This is a genomic window from Myxacorys chilensis (assembly GCF_059505265.1).
In genome coordinates this window covers 1-26,158 of the sequence record NZ_JCACKG010000026.1, presented here as the reverse complement: position 1 = coordinate 26,158, position 26,158 = coordinate 1, and the positions used below count along the sequence as shown (strand labels likewise).

Annotated in this window: 25 protein-coding genes; 13 read left to right on the top strand and 12 right to left on the bottom strand. The window is 48.0% G+C overall.

Annotated elements, in window-relative coordinates; translation table 11 throughout:
• Window positions 1-427: 427 nt before the first annotated feature.
• From AC5JLB_RS01530 to AC5JLB_RS01515, 4 genes are all read left to right on the top strand, one after another.
• Complete coding sequence (locus tag AC5JLB_RS01530) at window positions 428-1,201, top strand: phosphonate ABC transporter ATP-binding protein (protein WP_495872095.1); 774 nt, start codon at window positions 428-430, stop codon at window positions 1,199-1,201.
• A complete protein-coding gene (phnE, locus tag AC5JLB_RS01525) occupies window positions 1,198-1,989 on the top strand; it encodes a phosphonate ABC transporter, permease protein PhnE (protein WP_495872094.1) in 792 nt (263 codons plus the stop codon). Before AC5JLB_RS01530 ends, phnE begins: the two co-directional genes overlap by 4 nt.
• 145 nt (window positions 1,990-2,134) lie before the next feature.
• The gene (locus tag AC5JLB_RS01520; protein WP_495872093.1) at window positions 2,135-2,896 is read left to right on the top strand and encodes a M48 family metallopeptidase; all 762 of its coding nucleotides are present in this window, start codon (window positions 2,135-2,137) and stop codon (window positions 2,894-2,896) included.
• 16 nt (window positions 2,897-2,912) lie between these two features.
• On the top strand, window positions 2,913-3,089 hold the full coding sequence (locus AC5JLB_RS01515) for a hypothetical protein (RefSeq protein WP_495872092.1): 177 nt from the start codon (window positions 2,913-2,915) through the stop codon (window positions 3,087-3,089).
• Between the two features lie 187 nt (window positions 3,090-3,276).
• Here the strand turns inward: AC5JLB_RS01515 and AC5JLB_RS01510 are convergent, their stop codons facing one another.
• The 7 genes from AC5JLB_RS01510 to AC5JLB_RS01480 all read right to left on the bottom strand — a co-directional run bounded on the left by AC5JLB_RS01510 (window position 3,277) and on the right by AC5JLB_RS01480 (window position 6,882).
• Window positions 3,277-3,393: a type II toxin-antitoxin system RelE family toxin gene (locus AC5JLB_RS01510; RefSeq protein WP_495872091.1), complete on the bottom strand. Its 117-nt coding sequence runs from the start codon at window positions 3,391-3,393 to the stop codon at window positions 3,277-3,279.
• A gap of 15 nt (window positions 3,394-3,408) precedes the next feature.
• The gene (locus AC5JLB_RS01505; protein WP_495872090.1) at window positions 3,409-3,537 is read right to left on the bottom strand and encodes a type II toxin-antitoxin system RelE family toxin; all 129 of its coding nucleotides are present in this window, start codon (window positions 3,535-3,537) and stop codon (window positions 3,409-3,411) included.
• Window positions 3,537-3,752 (bottom strand): hypothetical protein, encoded by a 216-nt coding sequence (locus AC5JLB_RS01500; RefSeq protein ID WP_495872089.1) that lies wholly within the window; start codon window positions 3,750-3,752, stop codon window positions 3,537-3,539. The genes AC5JLB_RS01505 and AC5JLB_RS01500 overlap by 1 nt, the downstream gene beginning before the upstream one ends.
• Before the next feature lie 95 nt (window positions 3,753-3,847).
• Window positions 3,848-5,899, bottom strand: coding sequence for an NACHT domain-containing protein (locus AC5JLB_RS01495; protein ID WP_495872088.1), 2,052 nt, complete (start codon window positions 5,897-5,899; stop codon window positions 3,848-3,850).
• Complete coding sequence (locus AC5JLB_RS01490; protein ID WP_495872087.1) at window positions 5,900-6,286, bottom strand: hypothetical protein; 387 nt, start codon at window positions 6,284-6,286, stop codon at window positions 5,900-5,902.
• Window positions 6,287-6,376: 90 nt separating this feature from the next.
• Window positions 6,377-6,661: a type II toxin-antitoxin system RelE/ParE family toxin gene (locus tag AC5JLB_RS01485; RefSeq protein ID WP_495872086.1), complete on the bottom strand. Its 285-nt coding sequence runs from the start codon at window positions 6,659-6,661 to the stop codon at window positions 6,377-6,379.
• Window positions 6,658-6,882 carry a hypothetical protein gene (locus AC5JLB_RS01480; RefSeq protein WP_495872085.1) on the bottom strand — a complete coding sequence of 75 codons (225 nt, stop codon included), beginning with the start codon at window positions 6,880-6,882 and terminating at the stop codon, window positions 6,658-6,660. Before AC5JLB_RS01480 ends, AC5JLB_RS01485 begins: the two co-directional genes overlap by 4 nt.
• A 454-nt stretch (window positions 6,883-7,336) precedes the next feature.
• On the opposite strand from AC5JLB_RS01480, the gene AC5JLB_RS01475 reads away from it, so the two are divergent.
• On the top strand, window positions 7,337-7,726 hold the full coding sequence (locus AC5JLB_RS01475) for a hypothetical protein (protein ID WP_495872084.1): 390 nt from the start codon (window positions 7,337-7,339) through the stop codon (window positions 7,724-7,726).
• Window positions 7,727-7,912: 186 nt separating this feature from the next.
• Here the strand turns inward: AC5JLB_RS01475 and AC5JLB_RS01470 are convergent, their stop codons facing one another.
• Entirely contained in the window at window positions 7,913-8,353 is a 441-nt protein-coding gene (locus AC5JLB_RS01470; protein WP_495872083.1) for a hypothetical protein, read from the bottom strand.
• Between the two features lie 916 nt (window positions 8,354-9,269).
• Between AC5JLB_RS01470 and polA the strand changes: the two genes are divergently transcribed.
• Both polA and AC5JLB_RS01460 read left to right on the top strand, forming a co-directional pair.
• Entirely contained in the window at window positions 9,270-12,200 is a 2,931-nt protein-coding gene (gene polA, locus AC5JLB_RS01465) for a DNA polymerase I (RefSeq protein WP_495872082.1), read from the top strand.
• A 145-nt stretch (window positions 12,201-12,345) separates the two neighbouring features.
• The gene (locus tag AC5JLB_RS01460; RefSeq protein WP_495872081.1) at window positions 12,346-14,967 is read left to right on the top strand and encodes a PAS domain-containing protein; all 2,622 of its coding nucleotides are present in this window, start codon (window positions 12,346-12,348) and stop codon (window positions 14,965-14,967) included.
• Between the two features lie 120 nt (window positions 14,968-15,087).
• Here AC5JLB_RS01460 and AC5JLB_RS01455 read toward each other — a convergent pair whose 3' ends face one another.
• Window positions 15,088-15,423: a hypothetical protein gene (locus AC5JLB_RS01455; protein ID WP_495872080.1), complete on the bottom strand. Its 336-nt coding sequence runs from the start codon at window positions 15,421-15,423 to the stop codon at window positions 15,088-15,090.
• Between the two features lie 70 nt (window positions 15,424-15,493).
• On the bottom strand, window positions 15,494-15,808 hold the full coding sequence (rbp, locus tag AC5JLB_RS01450; protein ID WP_495872079.1) for an RNA-binding regulator: 315 nt from the start codon (window positions 15,806-15,808) through the stop codon (window positions 15,494-15,496).
• A 299-nt stretch (window positions 15,809-16,107) separates the two neighbouring features.
• Between rbp and AC5JLB_RS01445 the strand changes: the two genes are divergently transcribed.
• The 3 genes from AC5JLB_RS01445 to AC5JLB_RS01435 all read left to right on the top strand — a co-directional run bounded on the left by AC5JLB_RS01445 (window position 16,108) and on the right by AC5JLB_RS01435 (window position 19,427).
• Window positions 16,108-18,066 (top strand): S9 family peptidase, encoded by a 1,959-nt coding sequence (locus tag AC5JLB_RS01445; protein ID WP_495872078.1) that lies wholly within the window; start codon window positions 16,108-16,110, stop codon window positions 18,064-18,066.
• 156 nt (window positions 18,067-18,222) lie between these two features.
• On the top strand, window positions 18,223-19,074 hold the full coding sequence (locus AC5JLB_RS01440) for an ABC transporter ATP-binding protein (protein ID WP_495872077.1): 852 nt from the start codon (window positions 18,223-18,225) through the stop codon (window positions 19,072-19,074).
• A 188-nt stretch (window positions 19,075-19,262) separates the two neighbouring features.
• Entirely contained in the window at window positions 19,263-19,427 is a 165-nt protein-coding gene (locus tag AC5JLB_RS01435) for a hypothetical protein (RefSeq protein WP_495872076.1), read from the top strand.
• A 189-nt stretch (window positions 19,428-19,616) separates the two neighbouring features.
• Here the strand turns inward: AC5JLB_RS01435 and ilvB are convergent, their stop codons facing one another.
• The gene (gene ilvB, locus AC5JLB_RS01430) at window positions 19,617-21,455 is read right to left on the bottom strand and encodes a biosynthetic-type acetolactate synthase large subunit (RefSeq protein WP_495872075.1); all 1,839 of its coding nucleotides are present in this window, start codon (window positions 21,453-21,455) and stop codon (window positions 19,617-19,619) included.
• A 256-nt stretch (window positions 21,456-21,711) separates the two neighbouring features.
• Window positions 21,712-22,242 (bottom strand): hypothetical protein, encoded by a 531-nt coding sequence (locus tag AC5JLB_RS01425; protein ID WP_495872074.1) that lies wholly within the window; start codon window positions 22,240-22,242, stop codon window positions 21,712-21,714.
• Between the two features lie 177 nt (window positions 22,243-22,419).
• Between AC5JLB_RS01425 and AC5JLB_RS01420 the strand changes: the two genes are divergently transcribed.
• The 3 genes from AC5JLB_RS01420 to AC5JLB_RS01410 all read left to right on the top strand — a co-directional run bounded on the left by AC5JLB_RS01420 (window position 22,420) and on the right by AC5JLB_RS01410 (window position 26,022).
• On the top strand, window positions 22,420-23,589 hold the full coding sequence (locus AC5JLB_RS01420; protein ID WP_495872073.1) for a ferrochelatase: 1,170 nt from the start codon (window positions 22,420-22,422) through the stop codon (window positions 23,587-23,589).
• A gap of 261 nt (window positions 23,590-23,850) precedes the next feature.
• Window positions 23,851-24,750, top strand: a complete 900-nt coding sequence (locus tag AC5JLB_RS01415; protein ID WP_495872072.1) for an alpha/beta fold hydrolase — start codon at window positions 23,851-23,853, stop codon at window positions 24,748-24,750.
• Window positions 24,751-24,957: 207 nt separating this feature from the next.
• Window positions 24,958-26,022: a tetratricopeptide repeat protein gene (locus AC5JLB_RS01410; RefSeq protein ID WP_495872071.1), complete on the top strand. Its 1,065-nt coding sequence runs from the start codon at window positions 24,958-24,960 to the stop codon at window positions 26,020-26,022.
• Window positions 26,023-26,158 lie beyond the last annotated feature (136 nt).

Genomic DNA, 26,158 nt, shown 5'->3' with positions numbered 1-26,158 from the left:
CGTTTGGCAGCATAATTCACCTTCCCAAAGCTTTTCAAACGTCCTCTTAGACTGTTAATCTGGCAACTAATCTAGCAACGTCGATCTAGCATCCGAACCGCCCTCACCCTAGCCCTCTCCCGCAGGAGCTACCGTGAACACACACGTCTCTCGGTTCGTCATCGCCGAGAGCCTCGCCCCCTAAATCCGCCAAAAGTGGGGGACTTCGAACCAAGCGTTTCCATTCAAAGTCCCCCAGCATGGGGGATTTAGGGGGCTGAAGCCGACCCAAACGGAGCGATAAACGACGTGTGTGTATACGGTAGCCCGCAGGAGAGGCAACAAGAGCTTGGCTCCCTTTTGCTACAAAGAAAAGGGGCTAGGGGACTCTAGCTCCCTCTCCCGTGGGAGAGGGTTGAGGGCAGTCCACTTCTGAAGTCGGTCAATCATGCATTCACAGTCTCAACAGTCTCACGCCACTTCAGTACATCCTGCGATCGCGTGCGTTGATCTACAAACGGCTTACTTACCGTCCTTACGCCGCTCTGCTTTGCAAGGTGTCACTTGCACGATTCAACCCGGCGAATTCGTCGCGGTTTTGGGCTTAAATGGCGCAGGCAAATCAACTTGGTTGCGATCGCTCTTGGGTCTAGTGCCGATTCAGTCGGGAGTTGCTCGTGTACACAACACCCCGATTCAAGCGGCAACGATTCCTCAAATTCGACGTGAGATTGGCATGTTATTTCAGGGGGGCGGACTTGTGCCCCAACTGACCGCGCTCGACAATGTGCTGTGTGGGCGCTTAGGGCAACGATCGGCTTGGCAGACTCTATTTGGGTTTGATCAGCGCGATCGCGCCCATGCGTCTCAACTCCTGCACCAGTTTGGACTGCACGATTCTACTCATCAAATTACGCGTCGATTGAGCGGCGGACAACGGCAACGAGTCGCGATCGCTCGTCTGCTGATGCAGTCTCCTTCTATTCTTTTGCTAGATGAACCGACTGCCGGGCTCGACGTACTCGCGACGCGACACGTCATGGAATTGCTGGCACAATTGCACGATCAGGGCATGACCGTCATCAGTGTCTTGCACGACCTCGCGATCGCTCAAACGTATGCCCAACGTGCTTTGATTTTTTCAGCAGGACGAATTATCTATGACGGCGACTGTCACAACTTGACGACCCACTTTAGAACTGCTGACCAGGTTGAGATATGAAAGACGTTTGGGTAAAGCTTCGTCGGATTGTGGCTAAAAGCAAGCTATTTTTAATCCTTGCAGCACTGATTCTGGTATACGGATGGGCACTGCAAGGGTTAAAAATCAATGGAACGCTGCTGCAAAAAAGCGTTCCGTTTATGATCGACTTTATTTCTCGCTTGTTTCCGCCCGATCTTAGCGTCATCGATATTGCAATTCGAGCGTTGATTGAAACGGTGCAAATGTCGCTTTGGGGAACGACGATCGGCGCAGTTCTGTCCGTCCCGATCGCGGTTTTGTCGGCTCAAAATCTCACTCCTCATTGGCTGCGCTGGAGTGCAGTCTTACTACAAAATGGCGTGCGTACCGTTCCCTCAGTCGTCTTGGGACTCTTCTTTGTGTCGGCGACTGGTTTAGGAGCGCCTGCCGGAACATTAGCGCTGTCGATCTATACGATTGGCTACCTGGCAAAATTTTATCAAGAAGCGATCGAAGCGGTTGATGCAGAATCGATCAAAGCGCTGCAAGTCAGTGGTGCGTCGTGGAGCCAAGTTGCTCAGTATGGCATCTTGCCGCAAGTGCTGCCGCTCGGACTGGGATACACGCTCTATATGTTTGAGTACAACATCCGCTCTGCCTCGGTTTTGGGCGTCGTCGGCGCGGGAGGGATCGGCTTTGAATTAGTCAACTATATTCGCGGGTTTGAGTATGCCAAAGCGACAACCATGATGCTGTTGCTGCTGCTCGTCGTGACTAGCATTGACTGGCTCAGCAGCCATCTGCGCCAACAGCTAGAAAAACTCTAAAGAGATCAACGAGATTAAGATAGATCTAGTGTGAGTAATTTGCGCGGTCAGCAAGCAGAATTACCGCCGTCTGGCGGATCTTAATTCCCAGAATGGATTCAGTACGATAGACTACTGATTAGGCATTGCCCAACTTACACCTCAAATGGTTGAGTCAAAACTGATTAAAAGTCAGCTTGTGGAATTTCCACAGTATCGTGTTCGCGAAAGTTCTAAAGCGAAACACGTGAGTCTTAAGATGTCCGTCCAAGGTGGACTAGAAGTGATCGTTCCCCAAGGCTTCGATCGCAGTCGGATTCCAGAAATTCTGCACAACAAGCAAAATTGGATCGAGCGCGCCATTGAGCGGCTCGAAGAACAGCGACAACAATTAGCGCTAGAGCATTCTCATGGGTTGCCGACCCAACTGAACCTGCGGGCGATCGATCAGCTTTGGCTGGTTGAGTACTGTGCAACAGCAACGACTCGTCTAACGCTGACCGAGAAAGACAAAACGAAGCTCATTCTTCGGGGCAACACGCAAAATGAGGAAGCCTGTAAGTCTCTGTTGCAGCAGTGGTTGATGCACAAAGCCTATCAGCGGCTTGTGCCGTGGCTCTGGTCGGTGAGCGAGGAGTTGGCTCTGCCGTTTCATAAAGCGGCAATTCGGGGACAAAAAACGCTGTGGGCAAGCTGCTCTCAAAACCGGAACATTAGCCTGAATTACAAACTTCTTTTTCTAACTCCTCCGTTGGTGCGATATGTGTTTGTTCACGAACTCTGTCACACCATTCATCTCAATCATTCTGCAAACTTTTGGGCGCTGGTGCAGGAGAAAGATGCCCACTACAAACCGTTGGATCAAGAACTCCGCAAGTCAAGTCATTATGTGCCTGCCTGGTTAGAGCCGTCGATGTTGGGGCAGTAGCCTGACGTGGTTTAGGGTGTCCTTCCGTCTTTGGAGAGGCGTCTTTCTGCGATCGCTCTTCTACCGTAATCAGGTGAGCTATCGAGGAACTGTTATGCCTGAGCCTACTGATCGTCTTCCCGAAGACAAGAAGCCGAACGCTAAACCCGCTAAGCCTGAACAAGACACCGTTGATCCGATGGATTTAGTCTAGAGCGGCGGTTATGAAGGTAATCCAAGGGAGATTGTTGAGAATCCGGCGGTGACTCCAGAGATGCTGAATGAGCCTGGAGATTTGAGAGCCGATGAGATGGATGAAGATTAGAAAAGGATCGTTAATGACTTGGACGAGCGATTAGCGCTAAACGGTGGCGTAGTAAGGGCAGGTATTGGGAAGGAGGTTACAGATAGACTTCTTTTCGATGCCTGACTCGAATAATCGTGATCAGCTTCTCTGTGCGACTGAAATCATACAAAACTCGATAGTCGCCAACTCTCAGCTTAAAGAAGTCTGACAAGTCGCCTGTTAAAGCCTATGGTTTAATCTGGTCAGAATTACCAGAGAGCCAATTGATCTTGGTGAGGATGCGTTCTCGGATTGTCTCACCGAGATCAGTGAGATCATTGATTGCTTCAGGTTCAAATTCAACCGTGTAACTCATTACCAAGTCAGCCCAAACCGCTTTGCGACTTCTTCAGCAGGGATTCCCCGCTCACCGTTTGCTCTGCGCTTACGAGATTCAAGCAGTTGTTGTTTAACTTCGGGTCGCATTTCTTTGCCTTCGTTAGGATCGTCGAGAAATGCTTCGATTGCCTCCAGTACAGTTTCTCGAATTAATGCTTTGAGTTCTTCAGTTGTTAGGTCTTTTACTTGCATAGTAATAGTTCAACCTAGACGCTTTCTTTACCTTAGTTTTAGCCTTATCTCCGCACCCAACCTACCTTGTCTAGTATTGAACTACTTTTCATCCCTCATCCCTCATCCTTCATTCCTGCAAAGTGGTCTTGTAAGAGTTTGTGGATGAAGCGGTAGCGACCACCGATGCGTTGGAGGAACATGCGCTCTGTGGAGTAGTTGAGGAAGCGGGCATAGTTCCAAGGAATGGCGCGGCTGAGAAAGAGGACGAGACGAAGTGAGAAATGTTGAACGCTAGCTAATCCACCGCCCATAGTAAAACTAGCCAAAGCTAAAAAGAAGAACAGTAGGGAAATGAATGATTGAATTTCTTCTTTAGTCAAAGTGTGGTTGAGCAGCAGAAATAGTGCGATATAAGCAAGAATAGAGACAAGCAGAGAGATGCTAAGCAAAATGAGCGTATTACTGAAAGAGGTAAAAATGCCTTGATTGGGATAAAGGCGAGTTTCAATTTCGGTTTTTGAGACAGGCTCTAGTACAGTACCAAGCCCGATGATTAGGAAGATAATAAAGGTGATATATAGTCCACTATTCAGTCCATTAGTCAATCCAGCAATCAGAGCACTTATCATTCCAGCTATGATTACTACAGTGACTGTTACGATAGATTGAAATCTAAAAGTTTCAAGTTCCTGTCTCATCTCTTCATTTTCATAGTCCAACTCTTGAATTTGCTGTTTTAATCCTTCAATTTCTAACCCTTTAAGTTCTTCTATATTTTTAAATTCATCTTTCATTCTCTCAGATATTCGTATTGCTTCCTCCAATTGGTGCATTGCTTTTTCAATTCTCTGCCCCTGTGAAATTCTGATTTTTTCAACGGGGTAGATATAATTTAATTCAGTAGCCAGTGAGTATATAAGTACAGCAGCTACTCCAATAATTAGCCCGAATTTTAGTTTAAGTGTCACTACAATTAGACCAAGCGGTGTTATGACAAGCAGCCCAACGAGCAGCTTGTAAATCCATTTCTGATGAACATTAGTTAGCCAAGACGGCTGCATCTTCTCAATCAAAAACTCAGTTTCTGACTCACTTTGTAACTGTTTTGCTAACCTCACTAACCATTGACGAGTTTGCTTTACAGTTGGTTCTTTTTTGGCATCATACACTTGAATGGTAGGGGGCTGGTGTAGCATTTGCTCAATATAGGCATCTAACAAAAACTCAAGCCGTTCCTGAGTAGACTGTAGGGATTTCCAGCGTTCTGCGAGTTCTCCACTATAAACAGTCAAGGTAACATCTAGTAACAACGGTTGACGCACGAGTTCTAGTAACTCCGAATCTGTGTTGAGAACTTGCCAGAGTGCAGCGCGATTCACCTGCACGAGATATGCTTCAATCTGAGCGTTGGTTAGTTCTTGTAAATGAATAGCTCCGTTTAATTGAAGCTTTTCGGAATGCGCTTCATATTCTTCTCGGCGACTGCACACAATGATCGAAGCAGGACGGCACTCACTGTTGAGAAACTGATTAATGGCACTTATACACGCAGGCTGAAGATCGGGTCTGACTTCGTCGAGTCCATCGAGCATCGGCAGTAGCTTCTGAGCCTCTAGCCACCGCTTGCTTAAGGCGGAACCTGCTTTTGCAGAACTGTTACCTGTCGCCATCTTTTTAATTATCCAGTCTTCAAGGCTTTGACACGAATCATTCCAAGACGACAAATTGAGCAACACGGGCATCGGCGCGATCACATCCTCCTGTGCCTTTTTGATCAAATCTCTAGCGAGTTCCAGCAAGGTTGTGGTTTTGCCCGCACCCGGTTTTCCCAGAATCAAGAGTTTGCCTGCAATGTCCGATCGCTCAAACACTTCCAAAATTTCAGTGTCTGGTGAAATCGCTTCGATCGGTTTCTGACCGCTTTTGATCCGAACATCCCAAAGCCGACGCACCTGTCCTAGTTGCGGCTGTTTGCCAAGATTAATCAAAACACGATTATGTAGGGAGTCCGTTAATTGTTTTTCGACTTCTTTCTGAATCTCCTTCAGCCATGTCAATTCTCGACCAGGGCGTTGCCGCGATCGAGTTTCTCCGACATACACATTTCCGTGAACGGTCTCGATTGGGATTTGATCGCGTCCTTCGTTTTCGTATCGTCGCGACATCTATGATCCGCCAATTCTAGGATTGCCTGTGATGTTCTCAATCGTAATTTGATCGCGTCCGTAGTTGTTATATTGTCGCTCCGAAGTATTTTGGATATTCGTAATCTGCTCTGCAAGCTGCTGCAACGTCTGCGCGAAAGAGGCATCATCCATCTCATCGTCTAAATACACAGACAGTTTATTCAGCGCTTCGGGTGATCCCTCCTGTTCAACTTTAGCGATCGCTGCTTCCGCCTTCTGATTCTTACCCTTAAACCGCGCTTTAATTGTTGATCGCAATTGTTCGAGCGCCCCTCCTACCGCTTTCTTTGCAATTTCTCCCGCTCCAGATTTGACAAACTCATCAAAAGCCAGTTTCGCGATCGCAGCCCCAGTGAAAGCATCCATAAGCTACAGGTAGACAATTACAGTTTTGTTGTAACTTAATTCTTCCATTTCGATATGCCAGTTCCTGAAAGATTACAGAATTTGGTATCGCTAATACACTTCGTCGTGGTTGCCAATATCGATTAATACAATTGCGTCTTCCTCCTCCTCTTCCAATGCCTCAAATCGAAAGATAATCCGGCAATCGTACTCAACCGAGCAAGACCACAGCCCTTCTAATTCACCTTGAAGTTTGTGGGTCTTAAGAGATGGGTTGAATGGATCGACTTCTAGCAAGGAAAGGACTTTAGTGACTTTGACTCGAAGTTCTGGTCGCTTCTTCCCTCGTTTTCTAAGGGCGCGACGAAAACTCTCGTCAAAGATTAGCGTTCTCATTCTTCATCCCCAAAGATGTCTGCCATGACTTCGTTGGCAGTCCCTCGTTTCGCTGTTCCATTTCTCACGGCTTCCATTGTCTTTTCTGCGTTTTGAGCAATTTCCTGCCGACGTTTCATCACTCGCCGCTTCTGAATGAGATCGAACAATTCATCCTGTTCATCTTCTGAGAGGGCCTCAACGAATTCGATCACGGTTTGGAAGGAAACTGCTGGGTTCATAAGATATTGGGCTACAGAATGCTTCTCAATTATATAAACCGACTGCGATTGGCTTTGCCACGCTCCGAAGGATTATACTCCCCGTCAAAATATCCATAGCTCACACTCTCATCCTCTACATCGCCATGAATGTCGTCCCGTTCGTCACGAATGTCGTCTCGTTCGTTGCGAACGTCGTCTCGTTCATCACGAATGGGATGACATTCTTCGTGAATCCCGCAACGTTCGTCGCGAATGTCGTTCCATTCGTGACGAATGTCGTCTCATTCGTCACGAACGTCGTTACTTTTTCAGTGAACCTACTAGCTCACACTCAAGCGCTGCGGAAAACTAGGAAGCGCGACTGCAAATCTTCTCGAAAGAAACACACGTTTTTGCGCGATTCACTCATCCACCTTCTGCATTGCACAAGCCAAACTAACGCTAGACACTACTACAACGGGAGCATCCCACTATGTCACGCGCACAACGCACCTCTCGCATTCTCGACAAAGGTCAACTCCGGATCTTGAAGCTCAAATCCATCGACCCCTTAATGGACTTCGGCAGCGATCGCAATGTTGATGTTTTAGAGGAACAGATCGAGCAATTGCAAATCAAATTAAATGACTACAATACCGCCCTTGCCAAGATCGATACCGCAAAGCTAGAAATCGACGCAATGGAGAGACGCATGGGCGACTTGCTCGATCAGTTGCTGAATGGCGTTTGTGCAAAATACGGCAACGATAGCCGCGAGTATGAGATGGCAGGCGGAACCCGCAAGAGCGATCGTATTCGCAAAAGTTCCGAAAGTCGGATAAAGAGCAGTCCGAAAAGGCTCGTTCAGATTATTAGCAAGTAGTATCTGACTCATTTCCGACCCATTGTGCGATTAGCGCCCTAGCGGAACTCCGAAGGAATCGCTTAACCCCACTAAGAGCAAACGCGATCAACCGTCACTTAGGATATGCCTAAATCAGAGCACTCCTAAGATGATTGCTCTAAAAAGCCAATGGGTAGGAATTGATGTCAGCCTGGTCAATTCAGCCTAGTCAATGAAGTCTCGAAGCATGTCCATTTTTTCCGCCGGATTATCTGAACCGATCGGGCGATCGCCATCCACAGGGAGCGTTTTGCGAGCTTGAACTTTATCCGCTGCGATCGGGCGACTACCATCTTCGTGGACAACTTCTTTTATATCCAAATTGCTAGGATCAATGGGGCGATTGCCATCAATTCCCAGCGTTTTGTTATACTCTAACGTATTGGCTGTAATCGGACGACTACCATCCACTTCAAGCGTGTCGCGCACCTCAATCTTATCAGCAACGACCGGACGCTTGCCATCAATCGGCAAAACATACTCTACCTCAATATCGCTCTTATCAATCGGACGATTGCCATCTACCCGAAGCACTTTTGCATCTTGCTGATCGTCCTCTAAAGGAATGATGACAATATCATCTGGCTGCTCCTGCTGTGTACTCACGGTTCAACTCCTAACATTTCATAGCAACTCTTTACTTTTAGCGGCTTGATGGAGTGCCAAACAACTATCTAACGGTCAGTTTCAAAGCAACACTTCTCATCACAATGCTTATTCACCATTTGTAGAATTAGCAAAGCGAAGCTCAGCATCTACGTTGATAAATCAGCGATCGCGTCTATCTCGGCTACGAACCCTCTCAGTAGGCAAAGTGGATGAGTTATGTGAGGTACGCAAATTGGCACGATCGTAGAAATTATCGTTGGGTGAAATATCGATAATAGGTTCGCGTTAGATAAATCTCGACAAATAGTATTGTCAAAGAGATGAGATTAATGAGCAAGCCAAACGGTGTGGTGATGGAAAGTTTAATCCCTGGAAACACAGTATAGAGTAATACCCACATCATCATAGTCAGATAGCTACACCATAAGCCCCATTTCTGCATCTTTCTAAGTCCAAAACTGGAAATAGTGCTCATTAGACCTAGCAAGATTCCTGGGACACCAAGCATAAGAGACAGTATCCACAACAATCCAGGACGCTCTATACTATTCACTTCCTCTAGATCGAGCAAGAATACGAAACCTAGCAATAGAATAAGAATCGAAACACCTAAAGTGATACTACCAATCCACAGAAATGCCTTAGAGATTAAGATGACGCCACGCGGGACATTGTTATAATTTTCAAGTCTTGGTCGCATTTTTAGGTTTTTGTAAGCGACGGATTACTGAGGCTCTTTCCAACTTTTGGTGAAAACGGGTGCGATCTCAAATTTGCCTAACGTAAATTCTGGATTTCAGCTTACCTGAATTGCCAACTTCACCAAGAGCTGGAAAAAGCCCCAATAAAAAGTCACTGTACACCACCTATCCCTCGCTAAAATAGAAGTCTGTCCCCTTCGATCCGGTCTATTTTGAGCGCAACATCTTCTAAGTCTCACAAACTCGTTCTTGTCGATGGTCACTCTTTGGCGTTTCGTGCTTACTTTGCGTTTGCTAAAGGGCGTGACGGTGGCTTACGCACTTCAAACGGCATCCCGACGAGCGTTTCTTATGGTTTTCTGAAAGCCCTGCTGGAAACGGTCGAGGCAGAGAAACCCGATTATCTTGCGATCGCGTTTGATCTCGGCGGTTCGACCTTTCGCCACGACGCCGATGAGACTTACAAAGCGGGTCGCCCTGAGACGCCTGAAGATTTCATGCCCGACCTAGACAATCTTCAGGAATTGCTCAAGGCGATGAACCTGCCGATTGTGATATCGCCAGGATACGAGGCAGATGATGTGATTGGGACGCTGGCGCGACAGGCCAGCAAGGCCGGATTTAACGTCAAGATTTTAAGCGGCGATCGCGACCTCTTCCAGTTGGTTGACCCAGACGAGAAGGTGAAAATCCTCTACATGAGTACCACCTATGGTAGAGGAGCGCCACCACCCAAGGAGTTTGGTGTTGAAGAGATCAAAGCAAAACTGGGAGTATTGCCGTCTCAGATTGTCGATTTCAAAGCGCTGTGCGGCGATGCGTCTGATAATATTCCCGGTGTAAAAGGAATTGGCGAGAAAACGGCGGTTCAACTCTTAACGACGTATGGATCGCTAGAAAATGTGTATCAACACCTTGACGAGATCAAAGGCGCAGTCAAGAAGAAACTAGAAACCGGACAGGACGATGCACGACATTCACAATGGATGGCGCAAATTCATTTAGACGTGCCGATGGACGTGAATCTTGAAGCGTGTAAACTTCAGGGATTCGATGAAGCGATCGTCATGCCTTTGATCGAACGATTGGAATTCAAATCGTTTTTGAACAAAGTTCAGAAGTGGAAACGACAACTTAGTGGTGAACTTGATACCGAACTTTCTGAAACAGAAGGTGTAACGCAAGCCGCATCAGAAACTGGAACACCACCGATTATCCAGTATGAAAGCGACGATCTTTGGTTCTTTAGTGCAGAAGATACTGAGAACGCAGAGCAATTTACTCCCGTTGCGATCGCGCCTCGAATCATTGATACACCCGAAAAGCTGAGTGAACTGGTCACGCTTTTAAAGGCTCACACCAACGCTGAAACTCCAGTCGCGTGGGATACCGAAACCGATGCGCTTAATCCAATCGATGCAGACCTCGTTGGAATTGGCTGTTGCTGGGGGTCTGAAATGGATGCGGTTGCTTACATTCCACTCAAGCACATGGACGGCAAGAACTTAGATAAAGCAACAGCGCTAGATGCCTTAAAACCAATTCTCGAAAGTGCGACGTATCCTAAAGCCTTGCAGAACGCCAAGTTTGATCGGTTGGTGTTGCGCTTTCAAGGCATCGATCTAGCAGGCGTCGTGTTTGACACGATGTTAGCAAGCTATGTCCTCAATCCCGAAGGCAGCCACAAGCTGAGCGACCTTGGCTATCGCTATCTTGGCATTCGAGCCCTGGAGTATACCGATCTAGTTCCTAAAGGAAAAACGATCGCAGATATCGCCATTTCCAAAGTGGCAGATTATTGCGGCATCGATGCCTACACGACCTACAACTTAGTACCAAAGCTGCGGACAGATCTTGAGCCAACGCCACAACTGCATGATCTATTGCTGGAGGTGGAACTGCCGCTCGAACCTGTGTTAGCAGAAGTCGAAGCAACTGGAGTGCGAATCGATCAAGACTATTTGCAAGAGTTCTCGAAGTCACTGGAGAAAGATCTAGACGCGATCGAGCAACGCGCCTACGAATTTGCAGGCGGAAAATTTAGCCTTGGTTCTCCTAAGCAATTGAGCGAGCTCTTCTTCGAAAAGTTAGGACTCGATCGGAAGAAATCTCGTAAGACCAAAACAGGCTATTCCACCGATGCGGCAGTTTTAGAAAAGCTGCAAGGCGACCATCCGGTGGTGGATGCGATCGTGGAATACCGCACGATGTCCAAGCTGAAATCGACCTATGTAGACGCCTTGCCAAAGCTGGTGCATCCAAAAACGGGTCGCGTTCACACCGACTTTAACCAAGCGATTACTTCGACGGGTCGCTTATCCTCCTCTGATCCCAATCTGCAAAACATTCCCATCCGAACGGCGTTTAGTCGGCAAATCCGCAAAGCCTTTATTCCTGAAGAAGGCTGGTGCATGATTGCGGCAGATTACTCGCAAATCGAACTGCGAATTCTGGCTCACCTCAGTCAAGAACCGATTCTGCTCGAAACCTATCAGAAAAACGAGGACATTCACACCTTAACGGCAAAGCTCTTGCTCGAAAAAGAAGACATTTCTTCGGAAGAACGACGGCTGGCAAAAATCATCAATTTCGGGGTGATTTACGGCATGGGAGCGCAACGATTTGCGCGGGAATCGGGCGTTAGACCGAGCGATGCCAAACTGTTTATCGAACGGTTTAACGATCGCTACTCTCGCGTGTTTGATTACTTGCAGCAAATGCAGCGAGAAGCGATCGCCAACGGCTATGTCGAGACGATTAAAGGTCGCCGTCGATACTTTAACTTCGCCACCGAATCTCTCCGAAGAATGCGAGGAACGAATCCTGATGACATTCAGCTTGACAAACTGAAATTGCGCGATCAGTTTGATGCTGGACTGCTCCGTGCGGCTGCGAATGCTCCGATCCAAGGATCAAGCGCCGATATTATCAAAATTGCAATGGTGCAGTTGCACCAACTTCTCAAAGGTTATCCCGCTCGGTTATTACTGCAAGTCCATGATGAATTAGTGTTTGAAGTCAGACCCGATATGCTAGAGGATCTGCGATCGCAAATCAAAACCACAATGGAAGCTGCCGTTAAGCTGAGTGTGCCGCTCTTAGTAGAAGTAAATGCTGGCAAGAACTGGATGGAGACGAAATAGATCGAGAAGGGAGAGTAGAACGTTTGTTGACCCACTGAGGGCAAGATATTTCATCCTCTCGATAGATAGTTTAGAGGGAGATTGTTAAGTTTATCGGGAATTCTATATCTGCTGGTGAAATTTCCCTTGGATATAGGCGAGTTTAATGCTACACAATCTTCCTGTTAACTCTGATGCTAAAAGCAATGAGCTACTTCGATTGCTGATTCAGCAAATGCCTTGCGCGATCGCAATGGTCGATCGAGACATGCGCTATTTAGTGGTTAGCCAGCGCTGGCGCGATACCTATGAACTGGGTGATCAAACCATAATCGAGCGATCGCATTACGATATTTTTCCCGACACTCCCCATCCTTGGAGAGAGACTCACCAGCGCTGCCTAAACACCTCGACTTCAGCGTTTATGGAAAACGAGGTGCAGCGGCGAGACGGCAGTAAGGTTTGGATTAAGTCTGAAATTTCGCCTTGGCATGATTCAGCAGGCAGAGTCGGAGGATTAATTCTCAAGCGAGAGGAGACTGCTTTACCCAAACAAACCGTCTCCACACACACCCATCAATTCCTGTTAAAAAGCGCTCCTATCGAACACGAACATCAGCTTATTGAAAAAGAGCTTGCCGATCTTAAATTCGCCTTAGATCAATCTACTATTATTGCCGTTACTGATCGTAAAGGCGTAATTCTTTCGATTAACGATCGGCTTTGCGAAATCTCTAAATACCCTAGAGAAGAACTAATCGGAAAAACCCATCGCATTCTTAACGCTGGTTATCATCCGCAAGCCTTCTTTCAAGACATGTGGACAACGATTTCTGGAGGAAAAGTTTGGACGGGAGAAATCCAAAACCGCGCCAAAGATAGAACGTTCTATTGGGTAGACACGACGATCGTGCCGTTCTTAAACGCTCAGGGCATTCCCTATCAGTACATGGCGATCCAGAGTAATATTAGCGATCGCAAACTGGCCGAAGAAGCAAAACGTCAGTCCCAAGAAATCCTCCAACAAGTAATCGACTGCTTGCCTCAGTTTGTCTTCTGGAAAGACCGCAAATCGGTCTACTTAGGCTGCAATCAAAGCTTTGCAAAAGTAGCAGGTCTGCGATCGCCCGCCGAGATTGTCGGGAAAACAGATTACGATCTGCCTTGGAAGAAGCACGAAGCCGACGGGTTTCAAGAGCGCGATCGCCGAATTATGAAATCGGGCATGCCCGAATTACACAGTATCGAAACTCAGCAGGCAGATCGAGAAACATGGGCAGATACGAGCAAAGTTCCGCTGCGAGATAGAACAGGAGGCGTAATTGGCATCTTAGGCACTTACGAAGACATCACCGAGCGCAAGCATGCGGAAGAATCACTCAAAGAACAGCTCCAGCTAGTCTCTTTTCGAGCAGGCATTGATTCTTGCCTGACGCACAGTACAAATTTGGTCAACATGCTGCAACACTGTGCAGATGAAATGACTCGTTACCTCGACGCCTCCGTTGTCCAAATTTGGACACTAGCGTTACCAAAACAAGTTCTAGAATTGCAGGCACAGTCGATCGCAGGCGACCTGACAAGCTGTGATCTGAGCCAATCTCGCATTCCAGTTGGAATGTCGATCATTGGATTGATTGCCCAAGACTGCCAACCGTATTTCACAAATGCCGTTTCAAGCAGTCTGTGGTTTAAGGATCAACCTTGGGTTCATCAAGCGCGGCTCACTACATTTTCAGGCTTTCCGCTGATGATCGATGGTGAAGTGCTGGGTGTCGCCGCCATTTTCACGCGCCAACGTCTGACTGATTCAATGGTAGATGCGTTGACATTTGTAGCGAACGAACTGGCGCTAGGCATCAAACGCAAACAGACCGAAGCGGCGCTGCAATGGTCTGAAGCTCAACAACGGCTTCAAGCGCAGAAACTTGCGATCGCGCTTGAAGACCTCCAGCAAACTCAAACCCAACTGGTTCAAACAGAAAAGATGTCGAGCTTGGGTCAACTGGTTGCTGGAGTCGCTCACGAAATCAACAATCCAGTCAATTTTATTTACGGCAACGTGGCTCATGCCAATGAGTACACCCAAGATCTGCTCAGACTGCTAGAGCTTTACCAACGCCAGTTGCCCTCGCCAACCGGAGAACTGAAAGCAGAACTTGAGCTGATCGATCTAGAGTTCATTCTGGAAGATTTGCCTAAGGTATTAGCGTCGATGCGGGTAGGTGCTCAGCGAATTCAAAACATTGTGCGGGCATTACGCAATTTTTCGCGCATGGATGAGGCCGACGTCAAAGCGGTCAATCTCCATGAAGGAATTGATAGTACGCTGATGATTCTGCAAAACCGTCTGAAGGAAACGGCTGAACGTTCAGAAATTCAAATTGTCAAACAATATGATGATCTACCGCTTATAGAATGCTTAGCGGGACAACTCAATCAGGTATTTATGAATATCTTAGTTAACGCGATCGATGCATTAGAAGAAGCAGTAGACAATGGCAAGCTAAATCGCGATCCCAAGATTAAGATTTCCACAACACATTTATCTCAGGATTGGATTCAAATTTGCATTGCGGATAACGGTCTTGGGATGCCCGCTGGCGTGCATAAACGTCTATTTGAACCCTTTTTCACAACAAAACCAGTCGGCAAAGGAACAGGGTTAGGACTATCAATTAGCTATCAAGTCATTGTTGAAAAACACGGTGGCAACTTAAGCTGTATTTCTACCGCAGAGGGAACTCAATTCACGATTAAAATTCCGACTCAACGACACCAACGTTAAACCCGAAAAACGGCGTATCAGATTCCTGATTTGACGCTGTTGTAACCCCATTGATCAGCTTCGATACCTATTGTATGGATCGTTCGATTCCGGAGAAACTAGAGCTATTTGCCAGGTTAGCTATAGCCAAGTCGAGACCGATCGCAACACGTCTGGAATTTCTTCTGCATCGGGCGAAAATTCTAACTGCGTCTCCGACAATCCTAGATAGCCTGACTCCATAAACGAGAGCAACATGCGCTTTAGGGCAAACCAAACTTCGGGTTCGTATTCCCAATCGCGCCCCCGGCTCGCTCGTCCAGCGATCGCTTTTAACGCCCAAAAATAGCTATTTCGCACCACCGATCCCCCCTTTTTGTAAGGCGGCACATCTTCATGGTGTAAAAACAAAATGTTGTCTTCAATCCGCGCTCTCATGCCGTCAATTAAATAGTACAAATAAATTAAATAATACAAACTAAAAAAGCTGCCCTACTTCAGGTAGCACATACCCAAGTAGGACAACTTTAAGTTTCATCAGAATTTCTTAGTAGCGAGAAGAGTATCCGTTGCGACCACCGCCGCCACCACGGTTTCCACCGCCGCCGCCACGATTATCTTCACGGGGCTTCGCTTTGTTGACTCGCATATCGCGACCCATCCATTCTGCACCATCTAGGGCTTCAATCGCGGCTGTTTCTTCGTCATCGGATGACATCTCCACGAACCCAAAACCACGCACCCGACCGGTCTCACGATCCATCGGAAGCTGAACTCGCTTGACCGAACCATATTCTGCGAAAATAGCGGTCAAATCATCTTGCGTAACCTCATAGGAGAGATTACCTACGTAAATCGACATTGAAATGAATCTCCAGAAGCAGAAAGTGTAGAGATGGGAGATCTTGGAAAAAGCCTGCCTTAAGAAAAACCAACCTGTCAGCCTAGATGGAACTAAACGTGAGAGTTTTCAGAAAAACAAACGTGTAAACCGATCTTCATCCCTGTACCCCTAACTGTAACACGATTTTTCAAGGTAGGATGCGATTTTGGGCGGCAATACCTCTCGGAAATTTAGGATCTCAGATCTTCCAAAGGTGGGATTTGTCGTTGGCTTCTGCCCCTATTTTCTACCTTTAATATTTTATCTGGAGAATGCATATGACTAGTTCACAGGTTGCTCCCTACGGCGCTTGGAAGTCGCCGATCACATCCGATCTGATTGTTGCAGGTTCTATTGGGCTAGGACAAATTCAGCTAGATGGTCAGGATATCTATTGGGGTGAATCACGTCCTACAGAAGGCGGACGCAATGTCATTGTTCGGAGAACGCCAGATGGTGAAATAACTGACATGACACCCGCACCGTTTAATGCTCGAACTCGTGTTCATGAATACGGCGGCGGTGCTTTTGGTGTTGTTGATCGCGTGATTTATTTTTCTAATTTTTCTGATCAACGGCTTTATCGTCAGGCGATTCCTTTAGAGTTGAACAATGCGCTCACCGCAGAAGCGCCTCTTCCAATAACACCTGAACAGGCGTTCCGATATGCGGACGTAATAGTTGATGCATTCCGAGAACAACTAATTTGTGTTAGAGAAGATCATACCGTTGCAGATCGAGAAGCAATCAATACTATCGTCAGCGTTCCGTTGGATGGACGGGATCAAAACGTTCTCATTTCCGGCAGCGATTTTTACGCTTTCCCGCGTCTTAGTCCTGATGGCTCTATGCTGGCGTGGATTAGTTGGAATCATCCGCATATGCCCTGGGATGAAACGAAACTGTGGGTTGGTCAGGTGCAAGCGGATGGCTCCATTACCGAGATGCAAAAGATTGCGGGGGATCACGAGTCAATTTTTCAGCCCCAATGGTCGCCCGATGGCAGGTTATATTTTGTCAGCGATCGCACAAATTGGTGGAACCTCTACCGTTGGAATCCGACGGATGGAGAAATCGAAGCGCTGTGTCCAAAAGAGGCCGAATTTGGGCTGCCATTGTGGGTGTTTGGCATGTCAACGTATGGGTTTGCGAATCGCGACCGTTTAATTTGCACCTACACTCAAAACGGCATGAGCCAATTAGCAAGTCTTGATCTCAACCGTCTTGAGCTAAGCGATCTTTCAACGCCTTATACCAGCATTGCCGGGTTGCACGTCAACGCAGAACATGCGGTTTTTGTTGGAGGTTCACCCACTGAGCCAAGCGCGATCGTTCGACTCAATTTATCAACTGGGCAATGCGAGGTGTTGCGTCGGGCTAGCGAATTAAAAATTGATTCAGGGTATCTCTCTGTTCCCGAAGCAATCGAGTTTCCGACTGAGAATGGCTTGACTGCTCACGCCCTGTATTACGCTCCCAAGAATCAGGACTACACTGCGCCAGAGGGTGAACGCCCTCCCATGCTGGTTAAAAGTCACGGTGGGCCGACGGCAGCAACATCGGCGTCGTTAAGTCTCAGCATTCAGTATTGGACGAGTCGCGGCTTTGCCTTTCTGGATGTGAATTATGGCGGCAGCACGGGATATGGACGCGCGTATCGGGAACGCCTGAAGCGGCAATGGGGCATTGTGGATGTGGATGACTGCGCAAATGGAGCCAAATATCTTGCGGAGCAGGGGAAGGTGGATGGCGATCGCTTAGTGATTACGGGCGGCAGTGCGGGCGGATACACAACGCTGTGTGCCTTGACGTTTCGAGATACGTTCAAAGCGGGTGCAAGTCACTACGGCGTCAGCGATCTCAAAGCGTTGGCAGAAGACACGCACAAGTTTGAGTCGCGCTATCTAGATGGATTAATTGGAGTCTATCCAGACGAGAAGGAGTTGTATGATCAGCGATCGCCGATCAGTGCGGTCGATCGCTTATCGTGTCCGGTGATTTTCTTTCAAGGAGACGAAGATAAAATCGTGCCGCCCAACCAAGCCGAAATGATGGTAAACGCGCTAAGAGATAAAGGATTACCCGTTGCCTATGTTCTGTTTGAAGGAGAGCAACACGGATTTCGTAAAGCTGAAAATATTAAACGCGCGCTAGACGGCGAATTCTATTTTTACTCACGGGTCTTCGGCTATCAGACTGCGGAGGAGATCAATCCGGTCGCGATCGCAAATCTCTAAATCAATAAATCTCCAAATCAGTAGGTGTATGAGATCAAGGGGTAGCAGAATGGCTGCGATCGCATGGCATCAGCCCCGATTGCCCTCCTGAGACGTAGAGATTTAAGGCGAGACTGCGATACTGTTAACAGGGGATACATTTCGGTTATAGAGTCAATGACAGTCGCGGTTTCGCTTCAGAATGTTCACAAGGTTTATGGTACAGTCCCCGTGGTCAATGGTCTCTCGTTTGAGATTCGAGCGGGAGAAATGTTTGGACTGTTAGGGCCAAACGGAGCAGGCAAATCAACCACAATTCGGATGCTGACGACGTTGACGAAACCATCGGATGGTTTGATTCAGGTAGCAGGCTTTGATGTGATGCGTCAGCGATCGCAGGTCAAACAACGGATCGGAGTAGTGCTGCAAGCAGTCAGCATTGATAGCGATCTGACTGTTTGGGAAAACATGGAATACCACGGGCGACTGCATCACATTCCCAAAGCGCAACGACAACATGATATTAATCGCTGGCTGGACTATATGGAGTTGATCGATCGACGAGATGCGATCGCAAAAACACTATCGGGCGGCATGAAGCGGCGATTGCAAATTGCTAGAGCCTTATTACACCAGCCTGAAATTTTGTTTCTAGATGAACCAACGGTAGGGCTTGATCCCCAAACTCGTCGCCGTCTATGGGAAATCATTCGAGATCTCAACAAGCAAGGTATGACGATGTTGCTAACGACGCATTATATGGATGAAGTGGAATATTTATGCGATCGCATCGGCATTCTAGATAACGGAAAATTAATTGAATTAGGAACGCTACAAGATCTGCGTCAGAAACACGGTGAAGGGCTAGTTATGAAACAGAGTGGAGATCGTTGGGACTACAAATTTTTTCCTACAGTCGATGATGCAAATATGTATCTAAATGAGCAACTTGATAAAACGGGAATGATGACGCGTCCATCCAATCTAGAAGACATCTTCGTAGAATTGACCGGGCGCAATTTAGACTAATTTTCCCTCTTATGCGAATCTGTTATTGTTGTGGAGTTATAAAACGGTTGGCCTAAGTCCACCTCGATTGGAATTTCGTCTGGTCACTTTCGGCAATAGCTTCTTCATCATGAAACCGTTTATCATGCACTCTGCCTTCGCGAGCCTTGCTCAGAACCAGTACACGCTTGGTTGCACCCGAATCTTCAATGATGCAATGGCTGCGAACGGAGTATGAGGAGAGCATTCGTCAATTTTGTGATGTTTGCCTAGCAATGGATACTGGAAACTATGAGCAACTGGCAGTACTCAAGATTCTGCAACGAGAAGCCGTCGCCGCTAAACGCAAAATCGTTGTTAAGTTGTGGAACTAAGGAGTGATTCATGACGAAGTGCCGCATTGACTAGAACATGAGCTTGATCTAGAAGCGCTACGGCTACAAAGCGTAATATTATCCTCAACCAGCCGCCCAGGTTTAAAGCTGTACAGCAGCAGATAAAGAACACTTAGCAAGAAGCCTGGTGCAACAATCACTGCACCAGGCCCAACAGTCAACATTCAATTAGGCTTTCGTGCCGCAGTCAGGACAGAACTTGTGAGTCGAAACATTCTTCGCTCCGCAATGGCTGCAATACACAAGCTCTGCCACCTGGTCGAGTTTTGGGCGCACAGGCAACCCGATCATCTGAGCATTACTTGCTCCCGTCGGAACCATAGGATAGCAATTCTCATCTTTTTTGACTCGAACATCCATCAACACGGCTCCTTCGTGAGCCAGCATTTCTGCGATCGCGCTGCTCAGTTCGTCCCGCGACTCAACAATCATGCCCTTGACGCCATAAGCATCGGCCAACTTCACAAAATCGGGCACGCCGACCTGCATGTTAGACGAGGAATAGCGCTCGTCGTAAAACGCTTCTTGCCATTGGCGCACCATGCCTTGCCATCCATTGTTGATAATCATGGTCTTCACATGAATGCCATGTTGCGCCAGCGTTCCTAATTCTTGCAAGTTCATCTGGAAGCTGGAGTCACCGCTAATACAAATTACTTCCTCATCGGGAACAGCAACCTTCGCGCCCATCGCTGCCGGAAGACCGAAGCCCATTGTGCCGAGTCCTGCACTGGAGATCCAGCGACGCGGGCCATTTTTCAAAAACTGGGCTGCCCACATCTGATGTTGACCGACATCCGTTGTGTAGTAAGCATTCGGAGCTTGCCGCCCCACTTCGGCAATCACTTCTTGAGGAGACAACACTCCCGGATATTGAGGCGCTTCTAGCGGGTAGTCGGTGCGCCAAGAATCGACTCGCGCTAACCAAGCTTTTGTCAGATCTGGATTGGTTGGGTCGCCTTCATCTTTGCTGCGCTCTAACAGATCGGTTAGGACTTGGCGAACATCACCAACGATCGGCACATCAGGTGTCCGCACCTTTGCAACTTCGGCGGGATCAATGTCGATGTGGATCACTTTCGCACGCGAGGCAAACTCGGACAGTTTACCTGTCACGCGATCATCAAATCGTGCCCCCACCGCGATCAACAAATCGCACTCGGTTACGGCAAAGTTAGCATAAGCCGTTCCGTGCATTCCCAACATACCCACAGCGAGCGGGTGATGCTCATCAAACGCGCCGATCCCCATCAGCGTTGTCGTCACCGGAAGCTGGAAGCGTTCGGCTAATTCTTTGACTTCAGCATGTGCCCCTGCGGCGATCGCGCCGCCACCAACGTAGAGCAACGGACGTTCTGACTGTCGGATCAGCTTCAGCGCTTGCCCAATTTGACGCGGATTGCCTTTCACCGTCGGACGATAGCCAGGCAAACGGACTGATCCCGGCTCGACTGGAACGTAGTCAAACTCTTCTATTCCGACATCTTTAGGGATGTCAATCAGCACAGGCCCCGGTCTGCCCGTCTTCGCAATGTAAAAGGCCTCTGCAACGATTCGCGCCATATCTCGGCCATCGCGCACCACATAGGAATGCTTCACAATCGGCAGTGTGATCCCGTAAATGTCGGTTTCTTGAAACGCATCACTGCCGATCGCCTTGAGTGGCACTTGTCCGGTCACAATCACCATTGGAATGGAATCCATGTGAGCCGTTGCGATCCCGGTCACAAGATTCGTTGCGCCCGGCCCTGATGTGGCAAAGCAAACGCCTACTTCTCCCGTTGCCCGTGCATAGCCGTCTGCCGCATGAGCCGCGCCTTGTTCGTGCCGCACGAGAATATGCTTCACAAACCCAGCCACTTCTGAGCGATATACCTCGTCATAAATTGGCAGAATTGCACCGCCAGGATACCCAAAAATATGTTTGACGCCATGCCGCCGCAAACTATCCATTAATGCGAAAGCACCCGTTACCCGTTGAACCGCCGATCGTTGCTGCAACTGCACTGGGAGGACCTCACCAAAGCTATTGAAGATGGAAGATTTCTGTATCTAATTTTCTGTATCTAATGATGCAGTAGATAAGGTTTTAGTGTAGTGCTGATTACGATTCCTGTCGAGGGATAAGGTACAGAGAAACCCCAAAAATGTGGGCTTAGCCGTCAGCAAAATCGCGGAAAGGGTTGAAGATAGAGCCATACAACGCAGATGCGATCGCGTCATAGAATGCTAACCAAATCACAGGTTGTAAATTTGGCAGAGGCTAAAGGTCGCGACTGTAGTTATCGAGCAGAGTCGTCAGGAAGGTGGTGGCGGTGAGGCGTGCAGGATATTTGCTGGAAGATACCCTGTGTCCTGTGACAGTTTGAGGCGATTGCCACAGATCGAGATGCTCCACAGGAGGATCGGCGTAGAAGCTATCTGTGCCGCTGCCCAGTAGCGCAGAACTCCAGTGCGTAAAGTAATCGTGGCTAAGACGATGGATCGGAAAGTTACCAAACAGAGGAACGCTCCACCCATCAATTGCGATCAGGGAGCGAATGATCCCGCCCTGGGTATGCCACTGATGAGCGGCTGCGATCGCGCCCACAACTCCAGCGCTAAATCCAATGAAGATTAGAGGTGTAGAGCGCGGAGTGCGGGATTGGAGGAACTCTAGAACGTGCTTTGGAGAATAGACAGGACTGCGATCGCTTGGAAAAATCAGAAACTCCTCTTCAGGTCTGTCCAAACTCGCGACAAACTTCTCTGTTAATTCTGACGAGTGCATTCCTGGACAGATTACTATTTTCATCGTTAATACCGATCCTAACTCTATCCCCTCTTTCTCCAGGTGTATTTTAATAACAAAAGATTTTCTCCCTATCCCATCCCCTGGTAGGGGATGTTAGCGTAGTAAACGGATAACGTTTAGAACTACACAAAAGGTTCTGCGGAGTTCCATTAGCTATAAGAAAACGAGGAACGCGACGTGGTTGCAACGCCAGAAAAACTGCATCAATCGGATACAGCATCAGCAGGAACAGAGCGAGTTGCTGTTCTGCTCATGGGCTATGGTGAAGTCGAAAGTTACGAGGACTTTGCCAATTACAACGAGCAAGCCCTTAACTTATTAACTGCCAAGTTTGCCCCAGTTCCGACCTGGATTTATCCTCCTTTGGCTAAGCTTTTGGCGATGTTCGATCTGCATGAATGGAGCCATCAGCACGATCACTTTATCTCACCGCACAATGCTATTTTTGAGCAGCAGCGAGCAGGCGTTGAAGCGGCATTACAAGAAACGTGGGGCGATCGCATCCAAGTCTTTAAAGCCTTTAACTTCTGTAAGCCGTTCTTGCCTAACCAAGTGCTTGCTGAAATTAAAGAGCAAGGGTTTGACAAACTGCTCATTTATCCGTTGCTAGTCGTTGATTCGATCTTTACGAGCGGAATTGCAGTCGAGCAAGTGAACAAAGCCCTAGCCGAGTTAGCCGACGATGGAGAAGAACACTGGCTGAAGGGAACGCGCTATATTCCATCGTTTTTTGATAAGCCTGAGTATCTTGATTTGATGGCGAAGCTTGTAGAAGACCAGATTCAAGAGAAATTAGCGCAAGCGTTTCTGCCGTCAGAAATTGGCATTATTTTGATGAATCATGGTTGCCCGCACAAGGCAAAAGGATTCACATCGGGCATTACAGAAAGTCAGGCGCTCTACGATCAGGTGCGCGATCGCTTAATCTACCGCTATCCACTGATCTCCGTGGGCTGGCTCAATCACCAAACGCCCTTGATTGAATGGACTCAGCCAAATGCTGACCTTGCCGCTAAGAATCTGATCGCGGTGGGCGCAAAAGCACTAATCTTTATGCCGATTGGCTTTGCGACCGAAAATCACGAAACGCTGCTGGATGTAGATCACATTATTCACGGACTACGCCGCAAGCATCCTGACGTCACGTACATTCAAATGCCGTGTGTCAATGACAATTCAGAATTTCTGCAAATGACCGCAGACTGGGCACATCCTCAGATCGAAGCTCTGTTATCTGAACAAGCGATCGCGGTGAATCCTGCACTGGCGGTTCATACTCACGATTATCACGCTCATGGTCACAGTCATGATCACGATCATGGTCATGGTGGACACCACCACCACTAAACCGAAAGCCTGAAGCAGAATTATGACGCCTGTGGAGCAGAGCCGATCTCTTCACAGGCGTTTTCTATGCTGACGATGCTGACAATAGAGCTTACGCAGTGGCAGCAGATTGGGCAGCAGACATAACAGAGGCATCCAGCAATGCTTTAAGAATTAAATTTCAACAGAATCTAATCCGCTCATTTACGACATTCGCGGTGAATCGGCTGCCGATGGAGAGATATATAATGAAGATATCTTTAGAAAACTTCATACAAAACTGTGACGACTGAACAGCAGCTAACCTCTCCAACTCCGCTTACTCTTGAGAAGATGATCTGGGAGTGGAACGGTCATCAAATCCAATACACCGTGCAAGGAAGTGGGCGTCCCCTAGTGCTCATTCATGGATTTGGGGCGTCGATTGGGCACTGGCGCAAAAATATTCCGGTTCTAGCAGAAGCAGGATATCAGGTCTTTGCTCTAGATTTATTGGGATTTGGTGGGTCAGCAAAACCTGCGATCGCGTACACGGTCGAACTCTGGGTTGAGCTAATCAAAGATTTTTGGAGCGCTCAGATTGGGCAGCCCGCCTATTTTGCGGGAAATTCGATCGGAGGCTTGCTCTGTTTGATGGTTCTAGCAGAGCATCCAGAAATCGCTGCTGGGGGTATTCTGCTGAACCCGGCTGGAGGACTTAATCACCGCCCCGAAGAGCTAAGTCTGCCGCTCCGGTTAGTGATGGAGACGTTTGCGAAAGCGGTGAATTCTAAACAATTCGGTCCTTGGCTATTCAATCGGGTTCGGCAAAAAGCAAGAATTCGCAGCAGCCTTAAGCAGGTCTATCGCGATCCAGATGCCATTACAGATGAACTTGTTGAGTTGCTGTACACCCCTTCCTGCGATCCGGGTGCTCAGCAGGTTTTTGCCGCTATTTTGACGGCTCCTGCGGGTCCACGACCTACCGAGCTACTCCCGCGAATTGAGAAGCCGCTTTTGGTGCTTTGGGGAGAGGCTGATCCGTGGACGCCGATCGCTGGCGCTGCGGTCTATCAGTCGCTAACGACATCGCATAATGTTAAATTTGTTGCCATTCCTGACACAGGGCATTGTCCTCACGATGAACGTCCCGATGTTGTCAATCGATTGATGTTGGATTGGTTGGCGCAACAAAGAAAATAGGGAATGGGGGTGGATGGTTAGGGCTAATTGTAAAACTGGAAAGAGGTTGTCTAACTAACGCTTCCCACGCAACTTAGCCCAACATTCTGAAAGATCACTCAATAAAACCTGAAATTCTACTGAACACCCCTCTTTAGAAAGAGGTTAAACTCTGGATGTCATGTTCTAGAACTGCTCAGGACATAGAAGGAGAGTAGGTGTTTAGAGATGAGTAACTACCAGGATGACTATAAAGTAGGGAGTAACATTCCACCTGAGGAACGAGATACTCTTAATTCGCCCGTTGTCCCCGATCTGCCTAGCTCTATCGCAGCGGATGACGACCGCAGAGCTGAGGCAGAGCAGTTTTTAAACCAAGGCATCGACTACTACCAGCAGGGACAATTTCAAATAGCTGTGCAAACCCTGCAAAGAGCGCAGTTATTCTACTGGGAACTAGAAGATCAAGCAGGAGCCGAAACGACGCTCAGTTATCTGGGCTTTGCTTGCTACAGCTTGGGTGACTACAGTAAGGCAATTGACTACTCCCAACACAGCCTAGCAGCGTCAGAGCGGCTTAAAAGTTACGCCCACCGCGTGAGCACATTGGGGACACTGGGCAATGCCTACCGTCATCTCAAAGATTCCGCAAAAGCGATTGAATATCAGGAGCAGAGTCTTGAGTTGGCTCAGCACCTCCAGGATCGAGCGGGGGAAATGGCGGCTTTTAACAATTTGGGTTTAGCCTACAAGGCAGCTAATAAACCAGACTGCGCGATCGGGTGTGAACAAGCTGCCCTCGCGATCGCGCAACAACTAAACGATGTCAAAGCTCAAGGACAAATTCTGAAGAACTTAGGCAATGCCTTTTATGCCCAGGGCGATTACAGTTTAGCGATAGCATATTATCAACACCGACTTGCCTTGGCTCAAACCCTGTGCGATCAGCGCCTTGAAGCACAAGTGCTGCGGAATTTGATTAATGCGTGCTACATGTTAGGTGATCATGACCAAGCGATTGCGTACAATCAGCAGCGCTTGACCCTAGCTAAGGAACTGAATGACGCGCGATCGCAAGAACAAGCGCTCGCCAGTCTCTGTGTTTTTTACGACGCATCGGGGCGGTCGGCTGAAGCGATTGAGTGTTATGAGCAACGGCTCACTCTTGCTCGACAGATGGGTGACGACCAACTCGAAGAACATATCCTGGGTAGCCTGAAATCGGTTTGCTGCTCGTTAGGAGATTACGCAAAAGCGAATCAATATAGCCGACGGGAAACCGTGCTGCTTTAGTCCGACCAGGATAAAGTGATGAACTTAGACGGGCTGAACGCCGTCGCTACACCTATCAATTTAAACAAGCCAAGGTGTCCACCTGAAGTGACCCCTTTAGTTCGGACAGAAGCACAAAAGATTTAAGCGTATCTAC